The 20,694-nt window shown below is 70.3% G+C and carries 15 protein-coding genes; 6 read left to right on the top strand and 9 right to left on the bottom strand.

The window, feature by feature from the left end; translation table 11 throughout:
* The first annotated feature begins 54 nt into the window (after positions 1-54).
* Complete coding sequence (locus ACTWQF_RS29310; protein WP_443282725.1) at positions 55-1,104, top strand: methyltransferase; 1,050 nt, start codon at positions 55-57, stop codon at positions 1,102-1,104.
* Positions 1,105-1,163: 59 nt separating this feature from the next.
* Positions 1,164-2,015 (top strand): class I SAM-dependent methyltransferase, encoded by an 852-nt coding sequence (locus ACTWQF_RS29305; RefSeq protein ID WP_443282724.1) that lies wholly within the window; start codon positions 1,164-1,166, stop codon positions 2,013-2,015.
* A 111-nt stretch (positions 2,016-2,126) separates the two neighbouring features.
* Here ACTWQF_RS29305 and ACTWQF_RS29300 read toward each other — a convergent pair whose 3' ends face one another.
* Genes ACTWQF_RS29300 through ACTWQF_RS29290 form a run of 3 tightly spaced genes read right to left on the bottom strand, consistent with a single transcriptional unit; the run spans position 2,127 to position 7,719 of the window.
* Positions 2,127-3,566, bottom strand: coding sequence for an NAD-dependent succinate-semialdehyde dehydrogenase (locus ACTWQF_RS29300; RefSeq protein WP_443282723.1), 1,440 nt, complete (start codon positions 3,564-3,566; stop codon positions 2,127-2,129).
* A complete protein-coding gene (locus ACTWQF_RS29295) occupies positions 3,563-6,457 on the bottom strand; it encodes an FAD-binding and (Fe-S)-binding domain-containing protein (RefSeq protein WP_443282722.1) in 2,895 nt (964 codons plus the stop codon). The genes ACTWQF_RS29300 and ACTWQF_RS29295 overlap by 4 nt, the downstream gene beginning before the upstream one ends.
* Positions 6,454-7,719, bottom strand: coding sequence for an aspartate aminotransferase family protein (locus ACTWQF_RS29290; protein ID WP_443282742.1), 1,266 nt, complete (start codon positions 7,717-7,719; stop codon positions 6,454-6,456). The genes ACTWQF_RS29295 and ACTWQF_RS29290 overlap by 4 nt, the downstream gene beginning before the upstream one ends.
* 281 nt (positions 7,720-8,000) lie before the next feature.
* Here ACTWQF_RS29290 and ACTWQF_RS29285 point away from each other — a divergent pair, with 281 nt between their 5' ends.
* Entirely contained in the window at positions 8,001-9,668 is a 1,668-nt protein-coding gene (locus ACTWQF_RS29285; protein WP_443282721.1) for a PucR family transcriptional regulator, read from the top strand.
* Positions 9,669-9,828: 160 nt separating this feature from the next.
* Here ACTWQF_RS29285 and ACTWQF_RS29280 read toward each other — a convergent pair whose 3' ends face one another.
* Positions 9,829-11,229 (bottom strand): alpha/beta fold hydrolase, encoded by a 1,401-nt coding sequence (locus tag ACTWQF_RS29280; protein ID WP_443282720.1) that lies wholly within the window; start codon positions 11,227-11,229, stop codon positions 9,829-9,831.
* A gap of 368 nt (positions 11,230-11,597) precedes the next feature.
* Between ACTWQF_RS29280 and ACTWQF_RS29275 the strand changes: the two genes are divergently transcribed.
* Together ACTWQF_RS29275 and ACTWQF_RS29270 are read left to right on the top strand one after the other, a co-directional pair.
* Positions 11,598-12,635: a D-alanine--D-alanine ligase family protein gene (locus tag ACTWQF_RS29275; RefSeq protein WP_443282719.1), complete on the top strand. Its 1,038-nt coding sequence runs from the start codon at positions 11,598-11,600 to the stop codon at positions 12,633-12,635.
* A 407-nt stretch (positions 12,636-13,042) separates the two neighbouring features.
* Positions 13,043-13,819: a sulfite exporter TauE/SafE family protein gene (locus ACTWQF_RS29270; RefSeq protein ID WP_443282718.1), complete on the top strand. Its 777-nt coding sequence runs from the start codon at positions 13,043-13,045 to the stop codon at positions 13,817-13,819.
* 315 nt (positions 13,820-14,134) lie between these two features.
* On the opposite strand, the gene ACTWQF_RS29265 is transcribed toward ACTWQF_RS29270, so the two are convergent.
* Positions 14,135-14,677, bottom strand: a complete 543-nt coding sequence (locus ACTWQF_RS29265; protein ID WP_443282717.1) for a hypothetical protein — start codon at positions 14,675-14,677, stop codon at positions 14,135-14,137.
* Positions 14,678-14,880: 203 nt separating this feature from the next.
* On the opposite strand from ACTWQF_RS29265, the gene ACTWQF_RS29260 reads away from it, so the two are divergent.
* Positions 14,881-15,450 carry a hypothetical protein gene (locus ACTWQF_RS29260; RefSeq protein ID WP_443282716.1) on the top strand — a complete coding sequence of 190 codons (570 nt, stop codon included), beginning with the start codon at positions 14,881-14,883 and terminating at the stop codon, positions 15,448-15,450.
* Positions 15,451-15,543: 93 nt separating this feature from the next.
* Here ACTWQF_RS29260 and ACTWQF_RS29255 read toward each other — a convergent pair whose 3' ends face one another.
* From ACTWQF_RS29255 to ACTWQF_RS29240, 4 genes are read right to left on the bottom strand one after another with little or no spacing between them, the layout of a single operon-like run.
* Positions 15,544-17,103, bottom strand: a complete 1,560-nt coding sequence (locus ACTWQF_RS29255) for an ABC transporter ATP-binding protein (RefSeq protein WP_443282715.1) — start codon at positions 17,101-17,103, stop codon at positions 15,544-15,546.
* Positions 17,100-17,948, bottom strand: coding sequence for an ABC transporter permease (locus ACTWQF_RS29250; RefSeq protein WP_443282714.1), 849 nt, complete (start codon positions 17,946-17,948; stop codon positions 17,100-17,102). The genes ACTWQF_RS29255 and ACTWQF_RS29250 overlap by 4 nt, the downstream gene beginning before the upstream one ends.
* The gene (locus ACTWQF_RS29245; protein WP_443282713.1) at positions 17,945-18,970 is read right to left on the bottom strand and encodes an ABC transporter permease; all 1,026 of its coding nucleotides are present in this window, start codon (positions 18,968-18,970) and stop codon (positions 17,945-17,947) included. Before ACTWQF_RS29245 ends, ACTWQF_RS29250 begins: the two co-directional genes overlap by 4 nt.
* Positions 18,967-20,505 carry an ABC transporter substrate-binding protein gene (locus tag ACTWQF_RS29240; RefSeq protein ID WP_443282712.1) on the bottom strand — a complete coding sequence of 513 codons (1,539 nt, stop codon included), beginning with the start codon at positions 20,503-20,505 and terminating at the stop codon, positions 18,967-18,969. The genes ACTWQF_RS29245 and ACTWQF_RS29240 overlap by 4 nt, the downstream gene beginning before the upstream one ends.
* Positions 20,506-20,694 lie beyond the last annotated feature (189 nt).

The raw sequence follows: 20,694 nt of genomic DNA, 5'->3' as shown, positions 1-20,694 counted from the left end.
GCCGACCCGACGTCGTGCGGGGAAGTCCGCACGAGGAAAGGGGGGACTCAGCTGATGACCAGCGCCGCCCGTCCCGACGACCCGACCACTCCTGCGGTCTCCGAGGACCCGGCCGGTCAGTTGCTCGAGCTGTCCTTCGGCTACCTCTACTCGGCTGCTCTCCACACCGCTGCGCGCCTTGGCATCGCCGACCAGCTGGTGAACGGCCCGCGCACCGCGGAGCAACTCGCTGATGCGGCGCAGGTGCACGGGCCCCACCTGCGACGGCTGTTGCGTTTCCTCGCGACGAAGGGCGTCTTCCGGCAGGACGCGGCAGACCGCTTCCACCTCACCCCGCTCGCCCAGCCGTTGCGCACGGACGTCGACGGATCCCTGCGCGACTACGTCATGATGCGCGGCGAGGACATCTTCTGGCTCTCGGCGGCCCGGCTGCCGGACGCGGTCCGTACCGGTGGCACGGCCTTCGAGCAGCTCTACGGCGTCCCCTTCTACGACCACCTGGCGGCCGACCCCGAACTGGGAGCTGCGTTCCACTCCAGCATGGCGGCGTTCTCGCAGACGCTCAGCAACGATGTCGCGGACGCCTACGACTTCTCCGCCGCGCGGAGCGTTGTCGATGTGGGCGGCGGACGCGGCGGGCTGCTGCGGGCGATCCTGCTGCGCAACCCACAAACGACGGGCACGCTGTTCGATCTGGAGTCCGTGGTCGCCGGACACGTGCTCGACTCCCCCGAATTGGCCGGGCGCTGGCGGGTGGAGGCGGGCGACTTCTTCACCTCGGTTCCGGCGGGAGCCGATGTCTACCTGCTGAAGCACGTGCTGGCGAGCTGGCCGGACGAGGACTGTGTGCGGATCCTGCGTACCTGCAGCCGGGCGGCTCCGGCCGGTGGCCGGCTGCTCGTCGTCAACGGGCTGATCCCGGAAGGGAACGAGCCGCACCCCGGCAAGACGCACGACATGCTGATGATGACCGTACTCAACGGCAAGGGGCGGACGCGCCGGGAGTACGAGGAGCTCATCGCGCGGGCAGGGCTGACCGTGCGCCAGGTGCGGACCCTCTCCGCTCACGCCTCGATCATCGAGGCCGTGATCGACGACCGTTGACCGGGAACCGGCCGGAGTTGCCGATCGGCGGCCGGGATACGGCGGCCGGAAAGGGCGTCATGACCGAAACAATGGACGCGGTGGGGCGCACAGCGCTGCTGACCGCGGCGATGCGGACGCTGGAGAGCCGCCGACCGGACCGGCTCTACGTGGATCCGTACGCACAGGACCTGTGCGGCGACGACGGGCCGAAGCTGCTGGACGAGGTGTGGGGCGCGACCTTCCCACCGCACCGACGGCGCGCCATGCCCAACACCCTCGACGTCAACGCCATCCGCACCCGTTTCTTCGACGACCTTCTCCAGCGCGCGTCCCAGGACCGCGCCCAGATCGTGTCCGCAGGGGCGGGGGTGGACTCCCGGCCCTACCGGCTCGAGTGGCCACCGAACGTGCGCTACTTCGAGATCGACCGCCCCTCCGTGCTGGACTACAAGCGCGACCGGCTCGCCCGTGTGCGCCCCCGGGCGGCGCACCGGATGATCGCCGCCGATCTGACAGCGCCGGGCTGGGAGCGCCGGCTGGAAGCGGCGGGGTACGACGCGAAAGCGCCCTCGGTGTGGCTCCTCGAAGGCGTGCTCCCGTACCTCCACGAGAACGATGTGCACCGTCTGCTCCAGCGCATCCGCACCCTCACCGCTGTCGGCAGTCTGGTGGCGGGGGATCTGGTCAACGCCGAAGCGCTGACCTCGGCACACGCACGCGGTCAGCTGGACGTCTTCGCCCGGTGGGGTTGCCCCTGGCGGTTCGGCACGGACGAGCCGGAATCCCTCTTCGACCGGCACCGCTTCACCGCCGAGGTCGTCCAGCCGGGTGACCCGAGCGCCAACTACGGCCGCTGGCGTGACCCCGTCCCCCCGCGGGGCGTCGCCGGCGTCCGCCGGATCTTCCTCGTGTGCGCCGAGCGGCGCTGAGCGGCGCTGAGGCCACGGGTGTCCCGTGCCCGGCCAGGGAGGGGAGTCTCGGCCGGGCACGGGTGGCCCGCGGTGCGCGATGGGGCGTATGTCAGGGCAGGAAGACCGCCGTCATCGCACGGGCACCGCGAGGTACTGGTACTCCAGGAACTCCTCGATCCCGACCCGGCCACCCTCGCGGCCGAGACCGGACTGCTTGACGCCACCGAAGGGGGCGGCCGGGTTGGAGACGAGACCGGTGTTGAGGCCGACCATGCCGACCTCCAGGCGCTCGCTGACGCGAAGGCCACGGTCGAGACCCTCGGTGAAGACGTAGCCGACGAGGCCCCAGGGGGTGTCATTGGCTCGGCGGATCACCTCGTCCTCGTCGTCGAAGGTGAGGATCGCGGCGACCGGGCCGAAGATCTCCGTGTCCATCAGGCGGCTGCCGGGGGCGACATCGGCGAGCACGGTCGGCGGATAGAACCAGCCCGGCCCCTCGGGCGCACGCCCGCCGACGAGCACGCGGGCACCTCGCTCGACCGCATCGGCGACCAGCTCCTCGACCTTGGCCCGACCGGTGGCGTCGATCAGCGGACCGACGTCGACGCCGTCCTGGGTGCCGGGCCCGACGACGAGCGCGCCCATGCGCTCGGCCAGACGCCGCCCGAACTCCTCCGCCACCGACCGGTGGACGAAGAAGCGGTTAGCGGCGGTGCACGCCTCCCCCATGTTGCGCATCTTGGCGAGCATCGCGCCGTCCACCGCCACGTCCAGGTCGGCGTCGTCGAAGACGATGAACGGGGCGTTGCCGCCCAGTTCCATGGAGGTGCGTACGACTGTGTCGGCGCTCTGGGCCAGCAGCAGGCGCCCGACCTGCGTGGAGCCGGTGAAGGACAGCTTGCGGATCTGCCCGCCTCGCAGCAGCGGCTCGCAGACCTCCCCCGCACGGGAGGTGGTGACGACGTTCAGCACCCCGTCCGGCAGTCCCGCCTCCTTCAGGATGCCGGCCAGCGCGAGGCTGGACAGCGGGGTCTGCGGGGCGGGCTTGAGCACCATCGTGCAGCCTGCGGCGACCGCCGGGCCGATCTTGCGGGTGCCCATGGCCAGCGGGAAGTTCCACGGGGTGATCAGCAGGCAGGGGCCGACCGGTCGACGGGAGAGCAGCATGCGGTTGCGGCCGTCGGGCAGGACGCCGCCGCCGCCGTCGATGCGCACGGCCTCCTCGGAGAACCAGCGGAAGAACTCGGCCGCGTACGCCACCTCTCCCCTGGCCTCCGCCAGCGGCTTGCCCATCTCGGACGTCATCAGGTGGGCCAGCTCGTCGGTGCGCTCGATGATGATCTCGTACGCGCGGCGCAGGATCTCACTGCGCGCCCGAGGTGCCGTACGGGCCCACTCCTCCTGCGCCTGGACGGCCGCCTCCTCCGCGAGCCGGGCGTCCTTGAGCCCGGCGTCGGCGATGTGACAGAGGATCTCGCCCGTCGCGGGGTTGTCGACGGGCATGGTGGCGCCGTCCGCGGCGTCCACCCAGGAGCCGCCGATGAACAACTGCGTGGGTGTGTCGGTCATGAGGTCTCTCCTGGTTGATCAGCGGCGGGGTCGAGCAGTTCCGCGAGGTGCAGGGCGCGGACGCCCCGGTCACCGGCGAGATGGTCGATCTGGGTGGCGCAACTGAAGCCGTCGGCCACAACGACGGTCCGCGGGTCCCCGTCGATACCGTCGAGACGGGGCTTCAGCGCCAGGTCGGCGACGGCCATCGAGGTGTCGTAGTGCTCCTCCTCGAAGCCGAAGTTCCCGGCGAGCCCGCAGCAGCCCTCGGCCTCGTCGACCTTCCGGACGCCGAGTCTACGCAGCAGGTCGTGCGGGCGGCGGCCGGCGAAGGTCGCGTACTCGTGGCAGTGGGTCTGCAGCACGACACTCTCCGGCAGCTCGGGCGGCGTCCAGCCCGCAGCGGCCAGGTCGGTCAGGGCGCCGGTGAGCGTATGGACGCGGGCCGCGACGCGGCGGGCGGCATCGGTGTCGAGGAGTTCGGGCACATCACGCTTGAGCGCTGCGGCGCAGCTGGGCTCGGCCACGACGACGGGCCGGTCGTCGCCGTTGTCCAGGTGGGCGACCGTACGGGCCATCACTCGGCGTGCGACGGACAGCTGGCCGGTGCTCACCCAGGTCAGGCCGCAGCACAGGCCGTCCTCCGCGGTGCAGGGGATTCCGGCGTCGGCGAGCACACGGCTCGCCGCTCCGGCCACCTCGGGACGGAAGGCGCGGGTGAAGCTGTCGACGAAGAGCAGCGCCTTCGACGATTCGCCGGTCTTCGTCTTGCGCAGCACCCCGCGCAGGGCGCGCCGGGAGGCGAAGGCCGGGATCCTGCGCTTCGTGGTCACGCCTCCGAGCCGGGCCAGCAGCCTGCCGAGCGGCCCGCGCAGCAGGGCGTTGACCGGCCGGGCGACGTATCCGGCGAGGGCCGAGGTCAGGGGCAGCCAGCCCAGGGAGTAGTGCGAGCGGGGCCGCAGCCTGCCCTTGTAGTGCTGGTGGAGGAACTCGGCCTTGTACGTGGCCATGTCGACGCCGACCGGGCAGTCGCTGGAGCACGCCTTGCAGGACAGGCACAGATCGAGGGCGTCTTTGACCTCGGTCGAGCGCCAGCCGTCCTGGACGGTTCCGCTCCGCACCATCTCCTGGAGCAGGCGGGCCCGGCCCCGGGTGGAGTCGTTCTCCTCCCCCGTGGCGCGGTAGCTGGGGCACATCACGCCGCCCGCGGAGCTGCGGCAGCGGCCGACGCCGACGCAGCGGCGCACGGCGCCCGCGAAGCCGTCCTCGTCGTGCGGGAAGGAGAACAGTGTCTCGACGGGCAGCACTTCGGGGGTGTGCAGCGCGAGATCGGCGTCGAGCCGGGCCGGAGCCACGATGACGTCCGGGTTCAGCAGTCCTTCGGGATCGAAGATCTCCTTGAACTCGGCGAACATCCGGATCATGCGGTGGCTGTACATCACCTCCAGCAGTTCGCCGCGCGCCCGCCCGTCACCGTGCTCGCCCGAGAGGGTTCCGCCGTGCTTGACGACGAGGGTGGCCGCCTCCGAGAGGAACCGGCGGGTGGCGGTCCTCCCGGCATCGGTGGCGAGCTCGAAGTCGATGCGTACGTGGACGCAGCCGGCGCCGAAGTGCCCGTACAGCACACCGGTCAGGCTGTGCCTGGCCAGCAGCTTGCGGAAGTCCCGCAGGTAGGCGGCCAGGTCCTCGGGCGCGACCGCCGCGTCCTCCCAACCGGGCCAGGACTCCCCGCCGTCCACGAGACGCGCGGCCAGACCGGCCCCGTCCTCGCGGACTCGCCACAGCGAGCGCCGCTCGGCGGCGCTCTCCACGACCCGGCCGCCGGTCATCCGGCCGTGTGCCTTGAGCACGTCCAGCAGTTCGGCGGCCCGGGAGTTCACTGTCGCCTCGTCGTCGCCGTCGAGCTCGACGTACAGCCAGGCGCGGCCCTCGGGCAGGCCGGTGACGGAGTCCGGGCCACGGCGGGCGCGCATGGTGGCGACGATCGCCTCGTCCATGCCCTCCACGGCGGTGGGATTCCAGCCCAGGATCTCCGGCACGTCCTCGGCGGCATCGACGACATCGTCGTAGCCGAGGGTGAGCAGTGCGGAGGCCGGTGCGGTGGGCACCAGGCGGACCGTCGCGGCCGTGACGACCGCGACGGTGCCCTCGGTGCCGACCAGCGCACGGGCCATGTCGAAACCGTGCTCCGGCAGCAGGTGGTGCAGCTGGTAGCCGGAGACCTGGCGCGGAATGCGGCCGAGTTCGGTGCGGATCGGCGCCAGACCGGCGTCGATCAGACGCCGTACGTCCGCTTCGAGCCGGGCAACGTACTGCAGAGCTTCCGAGTCGTCCGGGTCGGCGGCGTGCAGGCCGGTGCGGTCGGCCACGACCCGTACGCCGTCGGCCGTCACAAGCTCCAGGGACTCGATGTGACTGCTGGTCCGGCCGTGGCGTACGGACCGGTTGCCGCAGGCGTCGTTGCCGATCATCCCGCCGAGGGTGCAGCGACTGTGCGAGGACGGGTCGGGGCCGAAGGTGAGCCCGTGCGAGGCGGTCGCGCTCCGCAGCGCGTCAAGGACCACTCCGGCCTCGACGCGAGCGGCGCGCGCCTCCGGGTCGATGTCCAGGATCCGGTTCATGTACCGGGAGAAGTCCAGGACGACACCCGGTCCGACCGCGTTGCCGGCCATGCTGGTGCCGCCGCCGCGCGCGGTGACCGGGACGCCCGTCTCCCGGCAGGCCCGCAGTACCGCGCAGACATCGTCGGCGCTGCGGGGGAAGGCCACGGCCCGCGGTGGAACCCGGTAGTTGGAGGCGTCGTAGGCGTAGAGGCCGGTGGGCCCCGGACCGGTCTCCACTTTCAGGTCGGGAGCGGTTCCGGCGAGCCGTGCGACCAGGCCCTCCAGGGCCGTGGCGGTGCGGGTTGTCACCGCGATGCTCCGGAGGTGCCGGCCTCGACCGCGGCCGCCCACGCCTGGAGGCCCTCGTCCACCGCCGTCTCGTCGATCACGAGCGCCGGGATCATCCGCACGACCTGGTTCCAGGCCCCGCACAGCAGCAGGAGCAGGCCCTCGTCGACGGCGGCCCGCTGCACGGCGGCGGCGGTCTCGGGGTCGGGGCTGCCGTCCTCGGTGACGAACTCGGTGCCCAGCATCAGCCCGAGGCCCCGCACGTCGCCGATGGCCGGCGTCCGCTCGGCCACCGCCTGCAGGCCCTGGCGCAGCCGTGCGCCCATCGCGTCGGCGTTCTCGACGAGCTTCTCGTCACGTACGACATCGAGGGTGGCGCAGGCCGCGGCGCAGGCGACGGCGTTGGCGCCGTACGTACCGCCCTGCGAACCGGGCCATGCCTTGGCCATCAACTCCTCGGAGGCCGCGATGCCGGACAGCGGGAAGCCGCTGGCCAGTCCCTTGGCGGTGACGAGGATGTCCGGGGTGATGCCGAAGTGCTCGTGTCCCCAGAACCGTCCGGTGCGGCCCACGCCCGTCTGCACCTCGTCCAGGATCAGCAGGAAGCCGTGCCGGTCGGCGCGCTCCCGCAGTCCCTCCAGGAAGGCGCTGTTCGCGGGTACGTAGCCGCCCTCTCCGAGGACCGGTTCGACGATGATCGCAGCCGTGTCGGCCGGCGGGGAGATCGTCTGGAGCGTGTAGTCCAGCTCCTGGAGGGCGAAGCGGGTGGCGGCCTCCTCGTCCCAGCCGTAGCGGTAGGCCGACGGGAACGGGGTGACGACCACGCCGCTCATCAGCGGCGAGAAACCGGACCGGAAGCGGGTGCCGGAGGTGGTCATGGAGGCGGCGGCCACGGTACGGCCGTGGAAGCCGCCGTGGCAGACGAGGACGTTGGGCCGGCCGGTGGCCTGCCGGGCCAGCCGCAGTGCGGACTCGACGGCCTCGCTGCCGGAGTTGGTGAAGAACAGACTGTCCAGACCGGCCGGCAGTACCTCGCCCAGCTTGTCGACGAGCCGCCGCAGGGGCTGGTGCATGACCGTCGTGTACTGGCCGTGGACGAGCGTACCGACCTGCTCCTGCGCCGCGGCCACGACCTTGGGGTGGCAGTGTCCGGTGCTGGTGACGCCGATGCCTGCGGTGAAGTCGAGGTAGCGGCGGCCGTCTTCGCCGTAGAGGTGGACGCCCTCGCCCCGGGCAGCCACCACGGGGGTGGCCTGGCGAAGGTGCGGCGACAGTGCGGTCATGGTCGTCTCCCGGCCGTGTGTCGTGCTCTGCGTACCGGAGTGGGTCTGCTCCGGCATACCAAGCATCCCGGCTGTCCCGGAGCGCGACAACGCGTGAACTGTCCAGCTGAAGCATGGTGTTCGGACACTGTGTCAACCATGAGGGCCCAAACGCCGCGCCCGGTGCCCCAGCGGCCGGGACGGAGCACCTCTTGCGCAGGTCAGCGCCGCTTGACACAGTGACCTGGCACTCCCCCGAGTTATCGGCTCCGCCGGGGCGCGGGGACCCCCATGGAGACACCGTGACCGAGAACCACCCGACGATGCGACAACCGGCCCCGGACGACCGGGACAGCTCCGCGCCCGTCCGCGCCGTCACCGTCGCCGACGTCCTGGCCCTCCCCGTCCTGACCGCGGGAGAGCCCCAGGTCGTCACCGGCGTCACCCACCTCGACCGGCCGGTCCGCTGGGTCCACATCACCGAACTGACGGACCCGGCCTCCTTCCTCAAGGGCGGCGAACTCGTCCTGACCACCGGCATGCCGCTGCCCGGCGACGCGGCCGGCGTGCGCCGGTACGTCGACGAGCTCGCCGGCGTCGGAGCGGCAGCCCTGGTCATCGAACTCGTCCGGCGCTACCACCGCCCGCCCGAAGCCCTCGTCGACGCCTGCCAGGCCCGTGGTCTCCCACTGATCACCCTCGCCCGGGACGTCAACTTCCTGGAGGTCACCCAGGTCCTCCACGCCCTCATCCTCGGCAACCAGGCAGAGGCGATGCGCCGTACGCAGCGCATCCACGAGGCGTTCACCGCCCTGACGCTGCGCGGCGCGGGGCCCGAGGACGTGGTGCGCGCGGCGGCCGAGATGAGCGGCCGCACGGTCGTCCTGGAGAACCTGGTCCACCAGGCGCTGATCTGTGAGCCTTCCGGAACCACATTGGAGGAGGCCCTCACCGGCTGGGAGCAGCGGTCCAGAGCCACCCCGTCCGGCGACCGTACCCACCAGGGCGGTCCGGAGGGCTGGCTCGCCGCACCGGTGGAGTACCAGGGCGAACGCTGGGGCCGTGTGGCCATGCTGCCCGCCCGCACCACCGAGCCGGCTTTCGGGCCGGAGCACATCACCGTGCTGGAAAGAACGGCGATGGCCCTGACCGTCGCCCGCCTCATCCACCAGGCGCCCTGGGAGCGCACCGCGCACCGCAACGCCCTCCGCGACCTCGTCGAGCAGCGCCACCGCTCCCCCGAAGACGCCCGCGCCCGGCTGGTCGCACTGGGCCTGCCCACCGAGAACAGCCGCTTCCTCGCGGTCGTGGCGGACCTCCCCGTAGAAGACACCACGGCGAACGCCACGGCGAACCCGGAGACCCGGCTGTCACAGGAGCTGCGCACGGCAGGAATCCCGGCACTCGTCGGCGAACTGGCCCCTGGACGCCTGGGGGTACTCCTCGCCCTGAGCGCCTCCCGCCCCTGGTTGCCTGCGGTCGAACGGCTGAGCAGCGCAGTGCTCGACCTGGCACCGCAGGCCGTCGTGAGCGTCGGCTCCGAGGCCGACGACCTCACGGATGCCCCCCGTTCCTTCCACGAGGCCGCCCGCGTGGCCGACGCCACCCCGCCCGATCAGCCTCTCCCCCCGGGCCGTTCCTTCCGCGAACTGTCCGACGTCGGCCTGCGTTGCCTGTTGTACGCACTCCGCGAGGACACCCGGATCCAGGAGTACGCCGAACGACAGCTCGGCCGCCTGCTCGATCACGACACCCGGCACGGCACCGACCTGCTGCCCACCCTCCGCCACTACCTGGAAGCCGCAGGCAACAAGACCAACGCCGCACGCCGCGGCGGCCTGTCCCGTGAGACCTTCTACCAGCGCCTGCGCACCATTGAACGCGTCCTCGACTGCGACCTCGAGTCCGGGGAACAGCGCACCGAACTGCACGTGGCGCTGACGGCAATGGATGTGCTGCGAGTCCGCTGAGGGAACCGCTTGGGGTAGTGGGCCGGCTCGCCAAGCTTCTGGAGTGGGCCGGCTCGCCCGTTGCCCGCCGGCTGCGATTGCTCCAGCAGGACTGGGGGCTGCTGCCGCGGTGCCTGGCGTCTCCAGAACCTCCCGCTGCGCCTGGGCCAAGTTCCCTGACTCAGCGACCGCCGCTGGTCAGATGCCTGACCGCGGAGGCGACCGTCCCGGGGCTGTTGCCCCAGGCCGTGTGCCCGTCACCGTCCCAGCGCAGCAGCCGACTGCCCGGCAGAGCGCGGTGCACCCGTACGGCGAACGGCCGCGGCGTGGCGACGTCGTGCGAGCCGGAGAGCAGCAGCACCGGCGGGAATCCCTTCGGTACCCGCCACGCGTGCCGCCTCCACTTGCTCTGTTCCGGCCAGCCCGCACAGCCGCTCGCGATGTCCCAGAACTCGGAGTACCCGCGCAGGGTGGGTGCGAGCGCCCGCAGTCGCCTGACCTCGTCGGGAAACGCCTTTGCCGCACCGTCCCGTACCGGCACGTCCTGGCAGATGATCGCCCGGTACGCGGGATATCCGGGGTTCTTCGCCGCGGTGAACCCGGCCAGCGGCTCGAACTTCCGCGTTTCACCGACCTTCCGCAAGGCGGACGCGAGGCCGGAATACAGCGGGGGCATGTTCAGCGCGTTGTTGACGGCCTGCGCGATCTCCTCGGCGCGGACCGGACGCGCGCCGTCGACGATCCGGCCCGCGTCGGCCCGGTGCTGCAACGCCCGCAGAAACGCGGGGACGTCCCGGCCGTGCAAGGCACAGTCCGTGTGCGCGGCGCACCACTTCGCGAACCGCCCCACGCCGTCCTCCACCGCGACCGCGTCGATCTCGGCGAGCCGGCGCCAGGACAGTGACCGGTCAACCACGCCGTCCAGGACCATGGTGCGGACCCGCCGCGGAAACAGTTCGGCGTAGCTCTGGGCCAGCATCGTGCCGTAGGAGACGCCGAGAAAGCTGACCTGCCGTTCCCCCAGCGCCGCCCGTACCGCATCCATGTCCCGGGCGACGCTCGCGGTGTCCAAGTGCCCGAAGACCGCGCCGCTCTTCCGGGCGCAGTCGGCACCGAGCCGCTGGTTGCTGCGCACCAGGGCGGCGGCCTTCGACTGATCGGTGGGAAACCTGCTCACCTTCGTATCGAGGGGCAGCGGACAGTGCAGCGGCGTATTGCGGCCGACGCCCCGCGGTTCCACAGCGACGATGTCGAACCGTTCGCGCAGCGCCGCGGGGAAGTACCGCTTCCTGGTCTTCGCGTCGAGCAGGTATCCGATCTCCCCCTCGCCGGGTCCGCCCGGATTGAAGAAGAGCGTGCCTATGCGGTGCCCGGGGTCGGACGCCGGAAGCCGCGCGACATGAATGCGGGTCCGCTCGGAGGCCCCCGGCCGGGACCAGTCGACCGGTACGGAGATCGCCCCGCACCGGACCGGATCTGACGCCGCTGTTTTCGCGCACCGTTTCCAACTGATCGCACCGGACGCCCTGCCGGAGGCTCCGGTATCCGAGGACGACAGCGCCGCGGTCACTGATGCTGTCAAGGACGCAAGGACCAGGACGGAAACCGATACGGCAATGGTCCTGTTGCGGTGATTCATAGGGAGGGACGCTAGTGGGGCCGCAGCGGGGCCCACATCAACCCGCCGAGGTACGTGCCCCAGCAGCCTCATACGTCACAGGAACGACGGCCCCCTAGGTGACCCGCACCCCCGACCCCCATTCCGGGCTTCGTCGGCCCCGAACAGTTGCTTGGGCACCCCAAGTCAGAACTTGGAAAAACCAAGTGCCGTCGCTAGGCTGCCTCAACTCGGCAGCTCCCCAGGGCTCACCGAACGTCAGGTGATGCTCCAGAGACGGCCGGCTCTGGAGCGGGTACGAAACAGGCCGGAGAAGGGCGACGGAGTCAGGCATGCGCGTTGTGGTCTTGTGTGGTGGGGAAAGCCCGGAGCGGGATGTCTCCCTGGCCTCGGGCGGGTCGGTCGCCCGGGCTTTGGTCGAGCGGGGGCACGAGGTGGTGCTGGTCGACCCGGCCGCTGGGGTACCCGTCCTGGCGGGGCCGCTGCAACCTGGTGACGAGGTCGGAGAGTTCACGGTGGGGAAGGAGCCACCGTCCCTCTCCGACCGGCAGCAATTGAGGAGCCGCATGCACGCCGCCCTGACCGGCGGCCCGGTCCTGGAGCTGCTGCGCGGCGCGGAGACGGTGTTCCTGGCGCTTCACGGCGGCTGGGGCGAAGACGGGCATGTGCAGGCGCTGCTGGAGATGGCGGGGGTGCGGTTCACCGGTGCGGGCAGCGCCGCATGTGCGGCGGCCTGGCACAAGGGGCGGGCACAGGCGGTGCTGGGTGCGGCGGGTTTGCCGACGGCTCAGCGGGTGCTGTGGCGGCCTGGTGGGGGTGACGTACCGCTGAGGGTGAAGCGGCTGCTGGCGGCCGGACCGGTGGTGGTCAAACCGGTTGCGGACGGTTCAAGCGTGTCCGTCCACCGTGTCGACTCGCTCTCGCAGCTCGTACAGGTTGCAGCCGAGGTGCGCCCGGGCGACATCGAGCTGATGGTGGAACCGTTCCTTGCGGGACGGGAGTTCACCGTGGGGGTGGTCGGTGGCGAGGTGCTCCCCGTGATCGAGATCGAGCTGACGACATCGGTGTTCGACTACGCGGCCAAGTATCAGCCCGGCGCGGCCCGCGAAGTGTGCCCTGCGCGGATACCGACCGACTTCGCCTCCCAGCTGCAGGAGCTGGCCCTGCGCGCGCACCAGGCTCTGGGGTTCGGCAGCGACTCGTACTCGCGTACCGACTTCCGCTGCGACGCCGACGGCGAGCCGACGTGCATCGAAGTGAACGCGCTGCCGGGCCTGACGACGGCGAGCCTGCTGCCGCTCGCAGCGACAGGGGCCGGCTGGACCTACCCCGACCTGGTCCAGCGCCTCATGGACCTCGCGGCGCACTGAGCCCGGACGATGATAGAGCCCGCCGCGACGTGCCAGTCGATCACGCGCGCGGCGTCGGCCTCGGCCTGTCGCGGTGGACGCTCCCAGGTGCCGTCGACCGACAACACCCGATGCCGTTCGTCGACCGTCTCCGTCCTCCACGGCCCGAACCGCTCCGGCCCCCCGGTTGAGCACCGGTCCGAACCAGGTGCAGAACCCGTCGATCACCTGCCGGTGCTCCCGCCACCGGTCCTGGCTACAGATTCGCACTGCGGCCCCGGCTTACGGCTGCAAGAGGCGCCGGATGGTGACCTCGACGATCGGTGCGGATGATCGTCTGGGATGCTGGGGCGACCCTTGGCATGCCTCCCGGCGCTGGACGTGGGACACGCCGTGCCAACCCGCTACCAGCGAGGACCGCTGTACCCGTGTATGACATATCGTTCACCGCCGTGGCGGTGCTGTGCGTAGGCGCCGCAATGGCCGGCTGGATCGACGCGGTCGTCGGCGGGGGCGGACTGCTCCAACTGCCCGCCCTCCTTATCGGACTCCCCCACCTGTCCCCGGCGTACGCGCTGGGCACCAACAAGGCGGTGAGCGTCGTCGGGACCGGGGCCGCCGCGGCGACGTATCTGCGCAAGGCGCCGGTCGACGTGCGGCTGGCCTGTCGGCTGGGCGTGGTGGCCGCGCTCTCCTCGGTGGGCGGGGCGTTCTTCGCCGCCGGGGTGAACAGCGCCGTGCTGCGGCCGCTGATCATGGTGTTGCTGCTCGGCGTCGCGACGTTCGTGGTGCTGCGCCCGCAGTTCGGACAGACGCCGGGCGGGGTGGTCACCCGACAGCGCGTTCTGACCACGTTCGGCGTGGCGGGTGTGGGCATCGGCTTCTACGACGGGCTGCTCGGCCCCGGCACCGGCACCTTCCTGGTGATCGCCCTGGTGGCCCTCCTCAACATGGACATGGTCACCGCCTCGGCCACCACCAAGGTCGTCAACGTCTGCACCAACATCGGTGCGCTGGCCATGTTCGCCTGGCAGGGCACGGTGCTGTGGAAGCTCGCCTTGCTGATGGCCCTCTTCAACATGTCAGGCGGCCTCGTCGGCGCACACATGGCCCTCAAGCGGGGCAGCGGTTTCGTACGCGTCGTCCTCCTGGCCACCGTCGTCGGGTTGGTCACCAAGCTCGCATACGACCAGTGGTGGGCCTAGCTGTTGCGGAAGCCCAGCTTCGAGACCCCTGGATACATCGCTTTCGATCTTGGCGACGGCGCTGACCTTGCACTCTGGAGCGGGCAGATCGACGACCTGACCCCGGCGGTGCCACGTACCAGCGAGGTCTGTCTCGCGCTGCCCGGCGGACCCGAGGCGATCGACCGCCGGTTTGCACGGTGGGTGACGAAGGACGTCCGAGTGGTCAGCGAGCCGCGCGATGAGGTGTTCGGGCGCACATTCGTCGTCGCGGATCCGGACGGCACCAGGCATGGTCTGCTGCGCACGGCCCTGGGGCGGCTGGTCGGACACGTGTTAGTAGGGGCCTCCCCGGAAGAACGTGCTCCCGCGCAAACGCGGCCGGTCGTCTCTTGGGTACGCGGCATCGGAGCGCTCAGCCGGTGCTGAGCGTTCGGCGAGAGCCCGCAACGTCCCCAGGCCCGCAAGGACTTCGGGACGGTTGTCGGCCCGCTTCATCCACACGGGAAGCCGCGAGAACATCGCCATCGTCGGCGAAGCGACTTGTTGCCGCAGCACGGCACGGACGTAGGCGGCCAGCTCATCGATGTGTCTTTCGTTGTACGCCCACAGGATGTGCCCGACGCAGCGGGTCTGCAGCCACAGCGGCTGCCGGAAGAACGGATCCTCGGTGCCGCCCAACGCCGCGCCCACAAGGGCCGCGCCCTGCACCTCGGCTTCCCATTCGTCGGTGGTCCCGCACGCGGCGCACACGAGACGGCGCGGCATGAACATCAGCTCACTGAAATACCGAGGTGCCTCAAGATCTGGCCTGAGCACGACGAGGGCGCGCCCCCCACACCCCGGGCAGACCACCAGAATGCGGTCGGCGAACTGCACCAGCCACCGCCCCGTATCGATGTGCCGCGGTGGACCGCTCGACTCAGACGTCATAGCGAGCACCATGGCATACCCACAGCACACCAGCAGCGCACCTCTGGGCTTCGGGGCTTTCACCAGGTGGGGCGGTGATCGTGCCGGTGAGCCGACGGGTCATGGCGTGGGTCAGCCGGTTGTCGGTCCCCTTGCATAGTCTTCCGGGCATGGTGCCCAAGAGTTTCTACGACTTGAGGTTCGGCGTGTCCCCCGGCGGAGCCAGGAAGGACGCGCACTACATCTGCAGCAGCCTCGACCAGGCCAAGTCCGCTCTGGAGCTCGAACTTGATGACTCCATCAACGTGTGGCTGCTGTTCGAGTACGGCGCGGATGTGGCCTTGGACGTGTACCAACGGGGCGAACAAGAACGCTCGATCGACCTCCACCCGTTCATCACGATCCGAGTCGACGGCTACCCGGACATCACGTTCCGCGGACCGGGCCAGCCGACCGGCTACGCCGTCGGCGCGGAGGACCCGTACAAGGTGCAGACAGAGCTGGCCGACGGGATGTTCGCCCGGGACTTCGACGACGCGATCAAGGTCACCGTGGACTGGGACAGCGTTCTCGTACCGCCGCTCGCCGGTGAGATCGCGAAGGAGGGTGATTACGTGCTGCTCGGCGACGGCCCTCTCGACGACCTGCAGGACCTCGATGGCCTCGACGAGGACGAGTTGGAGGACGAGCTGATCGACCGGGGCTACGTCGAGTACGGGTTTCACGATTTCGATGCCTGAGCCGCGAGGATGCGCTGTCCGTTCGCCCCGGGGAATGGCCCGCCTGCAAGGGCAATCGCCGTACCGACATCGCCCTCGCCGTACGGCAGTTGATCACTGAGTTGCTGCACCGTGATCCTGGGCGGCGGCCCGGGACGGTGGTGAGGGAGAGGCCGGGTGGCCCGCGGTGGGGAAGAGGGAGCGGGTGGGGCCGTGAGCGATCAGGGCGCCGTCCTGGAGCATGTGGACGGTGTCGCTGTAGGCGGTGATGAGTTCGTGTTCGTGGCTGACCAGCGCGACTGCCAGTCCGCGCTCGCGGCGCAGGCTCGTGAGGAGATCCATGATTGCGGCGGTGGTGTGCGGGTCGAGTGCCGAGGTGATCTCGTCACACAGCAGGTAATCGGGCTCCGTGGCCAGCGCACGGGCGATGGAGACGCGTTGGCGTTGTCCGCCGGATAGTTCCGCGGGGTACCGATCGGCGGTGTCGGCAGAAAGGCCGACCCGTTCCAGGAGTTCGTGGATGCGTCGGCCGAACTTCTCCCGGGGAAGGTCGGTGTGCAGGCGCAGGGGCCGGGTGAGGGCTTTGCCCACGGTGTGGGCGGGGTTCAGTGCGCTGAGCGGGTTCTGCGGCACGAGTTGAATGCGTCGGAGCTGGTCGCGTCCGCGACGGCGGGCGCGGTCGGCCAGCGGACTTCCGTCGAGGGTGAGGGTGGCGGAGTCGGGCCTCTGGAGTCCTGCCAGGACGCGGAGCAGGGTGGTCTTGCCGGAGCCGGACGGTCCGACGATGCCGCTGATCGTGCCGTTCGGCAGCGTGAAGTCGACGGCGTGGAGGGCGGGTTGGGCGATGCCATGGTGTGCGAAGACCACGGTCACCTCGCCTGCGGCGAGTCCTTCGCCGGTGGCCATGGGGATATCGGCGTCCTGCTGAGCGGGCTGTCGCGCGGTGGGCGCCGCGGATGGTGCCGAGGTCGTGAGGTGTGTGGTGTGGTCGGCGCAGGCGTCGACCAGTTCGAGGTCGTGGCAGGCCATGATGACGGCGATGCCGCGGGAGGTGGCGAGTTCGCGCAGCAGGCTGCCGATCTGGTCCCGGAGGGAGGGGTCGAGTCCTGCGGTGGGCTCGTCCAGGAGCAGTACGCGGGGGTCACGGGACAGCGCACGGGCGAGGGCGACGCGTCGCTGCTGGCCGCCGGACAAGGCCGTGGGCCGGCGGCCGGTGAAGGAGTCGTCGGTGGGCAGGCGGCACTCTTCCAGAAGCGTGCGGACCTTCTTGTCGTTCCGCTGCGTTGCCGTCTCGGTGACGAGCCGGTGCACCGTCATACGTGGATTGAGTGCGGAGCCGGGGTCCTGGCCGACGTAGGCGATGTGGGAGCGGCGCAGGTCGCGAACGACGCGAGGGTCGGGGCAGTGCATCGTATGGCCGAGGACGTCAGCCGTGCCGCGGGTGATACGGGCGCCTGCCGGCACGTGCCCGATGAGCGCGCGCAGCAGGGTGCTCTTGCCGGAGCCCGACGGGCCGGTGAGTGCGGTGATGCGGCCGGGGCGTGCCGTCATGCTTACGGCGGGGAGCAGCACCGGGCCGCCCGGGATCGCGATCTCCAGTCCGGCGACGGAGATCAGGTCTGTTTCGGCCGCGACCGACGTGGGCCCGCTGGGCCGTGACTCTGTGGTGCTCATGGAGTGAGAACCGCCTTGCGTGCGGTATGCGGGGCGAGGGTGGTGGAGGCGATGTTGACGCTGATGGCCAGGACGGCGATGGCGATGCTGGGTGCGACGGTCGCCCAGGGGTTCAGCAGGATGCCTGGGGAGTTCTCCCGGATCATCAGCGCCCAGTCGGCATCGGGTGGTTGTGGCCCGAGTTGCAGGAAGCCGGCGAGGGAGATGACGTAGACGGCTTCGACGAAGCGCAGGCCGAACAGGGCGAGCACGGTGGCCCGTAGGTTCGGCAGGAGCTCCCGCACGGCGATGTAGGGCAGGCGCTCGCCCCGCGCGGTGGCTGCTTCGACGTATCCGGCGTTCGCCAGAGGCGCGGCGGCGCTGATGACGACGCGGGTGGCATAAGGGGTGCCGAGGACGATGGCGGCACAGTTCACTGCCCACCGTCCGCCCTCCGGCCAGGCCAGCGCGACGAGCATGATGCCGAGAAGGGCCGGCAGCAGGATCAGGACGTCCGCGCTGCGTTCGACGACGCTGCGCAGGCGGGGGCTGAGTGCCGCGCAGCAGCCGAGCGTGACGGCCAGGACGATGATGATCGTCGCGACGAGGAGGGCGCTGCCGATCAGCGCTGTACCGCCGTGCAGCAGCCGGCTGAGCACATCCCGGCCGAGCTGGTCTCCGCCGAGGGGAGCGCTGCCACCCGGTGCGGCGAAGGCCGCGGTGACCGGTTTGTCGATGGTGTGCCCAGCGAGCCAAGGCCCGGTCAGAGCGGCGAGGGTGAGGAGCAGTCCGGGGGCGACGCGGAGCAGCACCGGGGCCAGGGAGCGGCGCCCGGCGGCCGGCACGGGAGTGGTGGCCGCGCTCATGCCCGGCCCTCCAGTACTCGGGCGCGGATGAGATCGGCGACGAGCAGCACGACGCTGATGGCCAGCCCCGCGCAGAGGGCGACACCGGCGATCAGCGGGGTGTCCCGGGAGGAGACCGCCTGGGACAGCAGCACGCCGATGCCGGGATAGTTGAAGAGGGTCTCGACCACGACCGTTCCTCCGAAAAGCACTCCGGTGGAGGTGGCAATGCCGGTGGCGATGGCGGGCACGGCGCCGGGCAGCGCGTGCCGCAGGACGACCCGGCGCACGGACAGTCCGTCCCAGTGGGCCGCCTCCACATGCGGGGCAGCGGCCTGATCTGCGAGGGCGCCACGCACGATCCGGGTGTTCCAGCCGGTCTGCGGGATCACCAGGGCCAGCACCGGCATGATGAACATGGTCCAAGTGGAGGGCGATCCGTCGGCGCCGGTCACGGTCACGGCCGGCAACCAGCCCGTCCACAGGGACAGTACGAGCAGCAGGCCGACGGAGATCACGAACTCGGGCACGGCGAAGGCCGCGGTGGACCCGTGCCGGATGACCCGGTCCAGGAGGCCGCCTGGCCGTGAAGCTCCCCAGCAGCCGAGTGCCAGGGAGGCGGCGACCGTGAGGACGAGCGCGGTTCCGACCAGCACGAGGGTGTTGGGGAACGGGGAGGACAGCAGGTCGGTGACCTTCTCACCGCGTGCGGAGGTGCCCAGGTCACCCGTGGGCAGCGCGGTCATCCAGTCCCAGAACCGCTGCCACAACGGCTGGTCAAGACCCAGCAGATGGCGGCGGGCAGCGACGTCGGCCGCGCTCTCGCCCCGCTCCGACGTGGCGCTCGCGGCGTCTCCGGGCAGCAGTTCCACGACGGCGAAGACCAGCGCGACCAGAACGAGCAGCATCAGCGCGCGGTGTACGACAGATACGGCGACGCTTCGCAGGAATCCTCGTCGGCGCACGCGCACGGGCGGCACGGGCTCGGCCTTGTGCGGGCCGGTGTCCGTGCCGCCGGTGCGTATGCCTTCGGAGACGCTCAACGCAGCCACACGTTCTCGAGCTGAACGCGGCCGTAGCCCGGGAGTTTGGGCAGTCCCTGCACCTTGGAGGCGGCCAGGTCGATACCGTCGGCCATGCCCCACAGGAGGTATCCCGAGCGCTCGTACTCGATCTTCTGCACCTCCTGCAGGGCAGCGGTGCGGGCCTTCGGGTCCGCGGTTTTGATCACCTTGCGGTAGGCCGCGTCGAAGTCCTCGTCGTGCCAGTCGGTCTCGTTCTGGCCGGCACCGCTGGTGAGGGTCTTGGAGGCGTAGAAGAGCACCGAGTCGTTGGTGCCCCAGTAGTTGGTGTACAGGGTGCCCTTGAGCCAGGTCTTCTCGTAGAAGGTGCCGGACTCCTGCTTGACGACCTTGATCTTCACTCCGGCATCGCGTGCCTGGGAGGCGAACAGGGTGGCGGACTCGGCCAGGCCGGAGATGTCCTCTGTCGTCATCAATTCGTAAGTCTTGTCGAAGTCGAACTTCGCTTCCTTGAGAAGCTTCTTCGCCTTCTTCACGTTGCGCTTCCGCTGGGGCAGCTTCCGGTCGTACGCGGGATCGCCGGTGCCCATCACGTCGTTGGCCACGGTGCCGTAGCCGGAGAGAACCTGCTTGACCATCGCATCGCGGTCCACGATCAGCCGCATCGCTTCGCGCACCTTGGGGTCGGCGAAGGGGCCGTCGGAGGTACGCATGACGATGGGCATCGCCATGTCGTCGCGGCGGCGGATGACCTTGACGTCGCCGCGGGACTTGGCGGTCCGGGCCGCGATCGCCCCGCCGTTGGAGGCGACGTCGATCTGTCCGGCCAGCAGCGCGTTGGCCATCGCCTGCGGGGTCTCGAACATCTTCACCTCGATGGCGTCGAGGTAGGGCGCGCGCTTGAACCACTTGTCGTTGCGCACCAGGCGGGCGTTGCCGCCCTTGTACCAGTCCAGCTTGAACGGTCCGGTGCCCGGCGCCTTTTCGATGTCCTTGTCCTTGGTGCCCTTCTTCAGCACGAAGGTGGTGAAGCGGAGCATGAGGGGGAGCTCGGCGTTGGCGTAGTCCGAGACCAGCACGACGGTGTCCGAGCCTTCGGCCCGGATGTTCTTCGCCTTGATTCCGGGCAGCCGGGCCGTCCCTGAGGGCGTGTTGCGCAGCCGCTTGAGGGACCAGACCACGTCCTCGGCCGTCACCGGGCTTCCGTCGTGGAAGGTCGCCCCCTTGGCCAGCGTGAACCGCCAGGTCTTCAGGTCCTTGGACGGCTTCCAGCCGGACGCCAGGCGGGGCACCGTGTTTTCCTTCGCGCCGGGCACGGCCAGCGTGTCGTACACCAGGGCCAGGATCAGATAGTCACTCTCGTTTCCCTGGGTGCCGTGCGGGTCCCGGGTGATCGCGCCGGCGCGGCCGAGGGCACCGATGCGCAGCGTGCCGCCCTTCTTCGGCTTTCCCCCTGCGGATCCAGCGGAACTGTCGTTGCCGGAACAGGCCGACAGGAGCGCTGCCGCTCCTATCGCTCCGCTACCCCACAACACTTGGCGCCTGTTGATGCTCACGTGCGTCCTATCAGGAGACGAAAATGGCACTGACCTCTTAGGTTTGCCTACCCTAAACCGAGCTGGTCGGAGGGGAACAGTCGCCGAGGCGGCCATACGCTCCGTCCACCAAGGTTTCACACTGCGTTCAATGCCTTAGGTTTGCCTAACCTAATACACGTGCTAGCGTCTCTGGCGCCCCGGCCGGGT

It is taken from the genome of Streptomyces sp. 8N114, from assembly GCF_052245835.1.
GTDB lineage: Bacteria > Actinomycetota > Actinomycetes > Streptomycetales > Streptomycetaceae > Streptomyces.
Note: the sequence above shows the minus strand (reverse complement) of the source record. Positions and strands in the feature narration are given on the sequence as shown.

Excerpts from the sequence above, each read along its gene's own strand:
- ACTWQF_RS29310 (WP_443282725.1), top strand. The coding sequence starts at position 55 with ATGACCAGCGCCGCCCGTCCCGACGACCCGACCACTCCTGCGGTCTCC.
- ACTWQF_RS29305 (WP_443282724.1), top strand. The coding sequence starts at position 1,164 with ATGACCGAAACAATGGACGCGGTGGGGCGCACAGCGCTGCTGACCGCG.
- ACTWQF_RS29300 (WP_443282723.1), bottom strand. The coding sequence starts at position 3,566 with ATGACCGACACACCCACGCAGTTGTTCATCGGCGGCTCCTGGGTGGAC.
- ACTWQF_RS29290 (WP_443282742.1), bottom strand. The coding sequence starts at position 7,719 with ATGACCGCACTGTCGCCGCACCTTCGCCAGGCCACCCCCGTGGTGGCT.
- ACTWQF_RS29275 (WP_443282719.1), top strand. The coding sequence starts at position 11,598 with ATGCGCGTTGTGGTCTTGTGTGGTGGGGAAAGCCCGGAGCGGGATGTC.
- ACTWQF_RS29260 (WP_443282716.1), top strand. The coding sequence starts at position 14,881 with ATGGTGCCCAAGAGTTTCTACGACTTGAGGTTCGGCGTGTCCCCCGGC.
- ACTWQF_RS29255 (WP_443282715.1), bottom strand. The coding sequence starts at position 17,103 with ATGAGCACCACAGAGTCACGGCCCAGCGGGCCCACGTCGGTCGCGGCC.
- ACTWQF_RS29250 (WP_443282714.1), bottom strand. The coding sequence starts at position 17,948 with ATGAGCGCGGCCACCACTCCCGTGCCGGCCGCCGGGCGCCGCTCCCTG.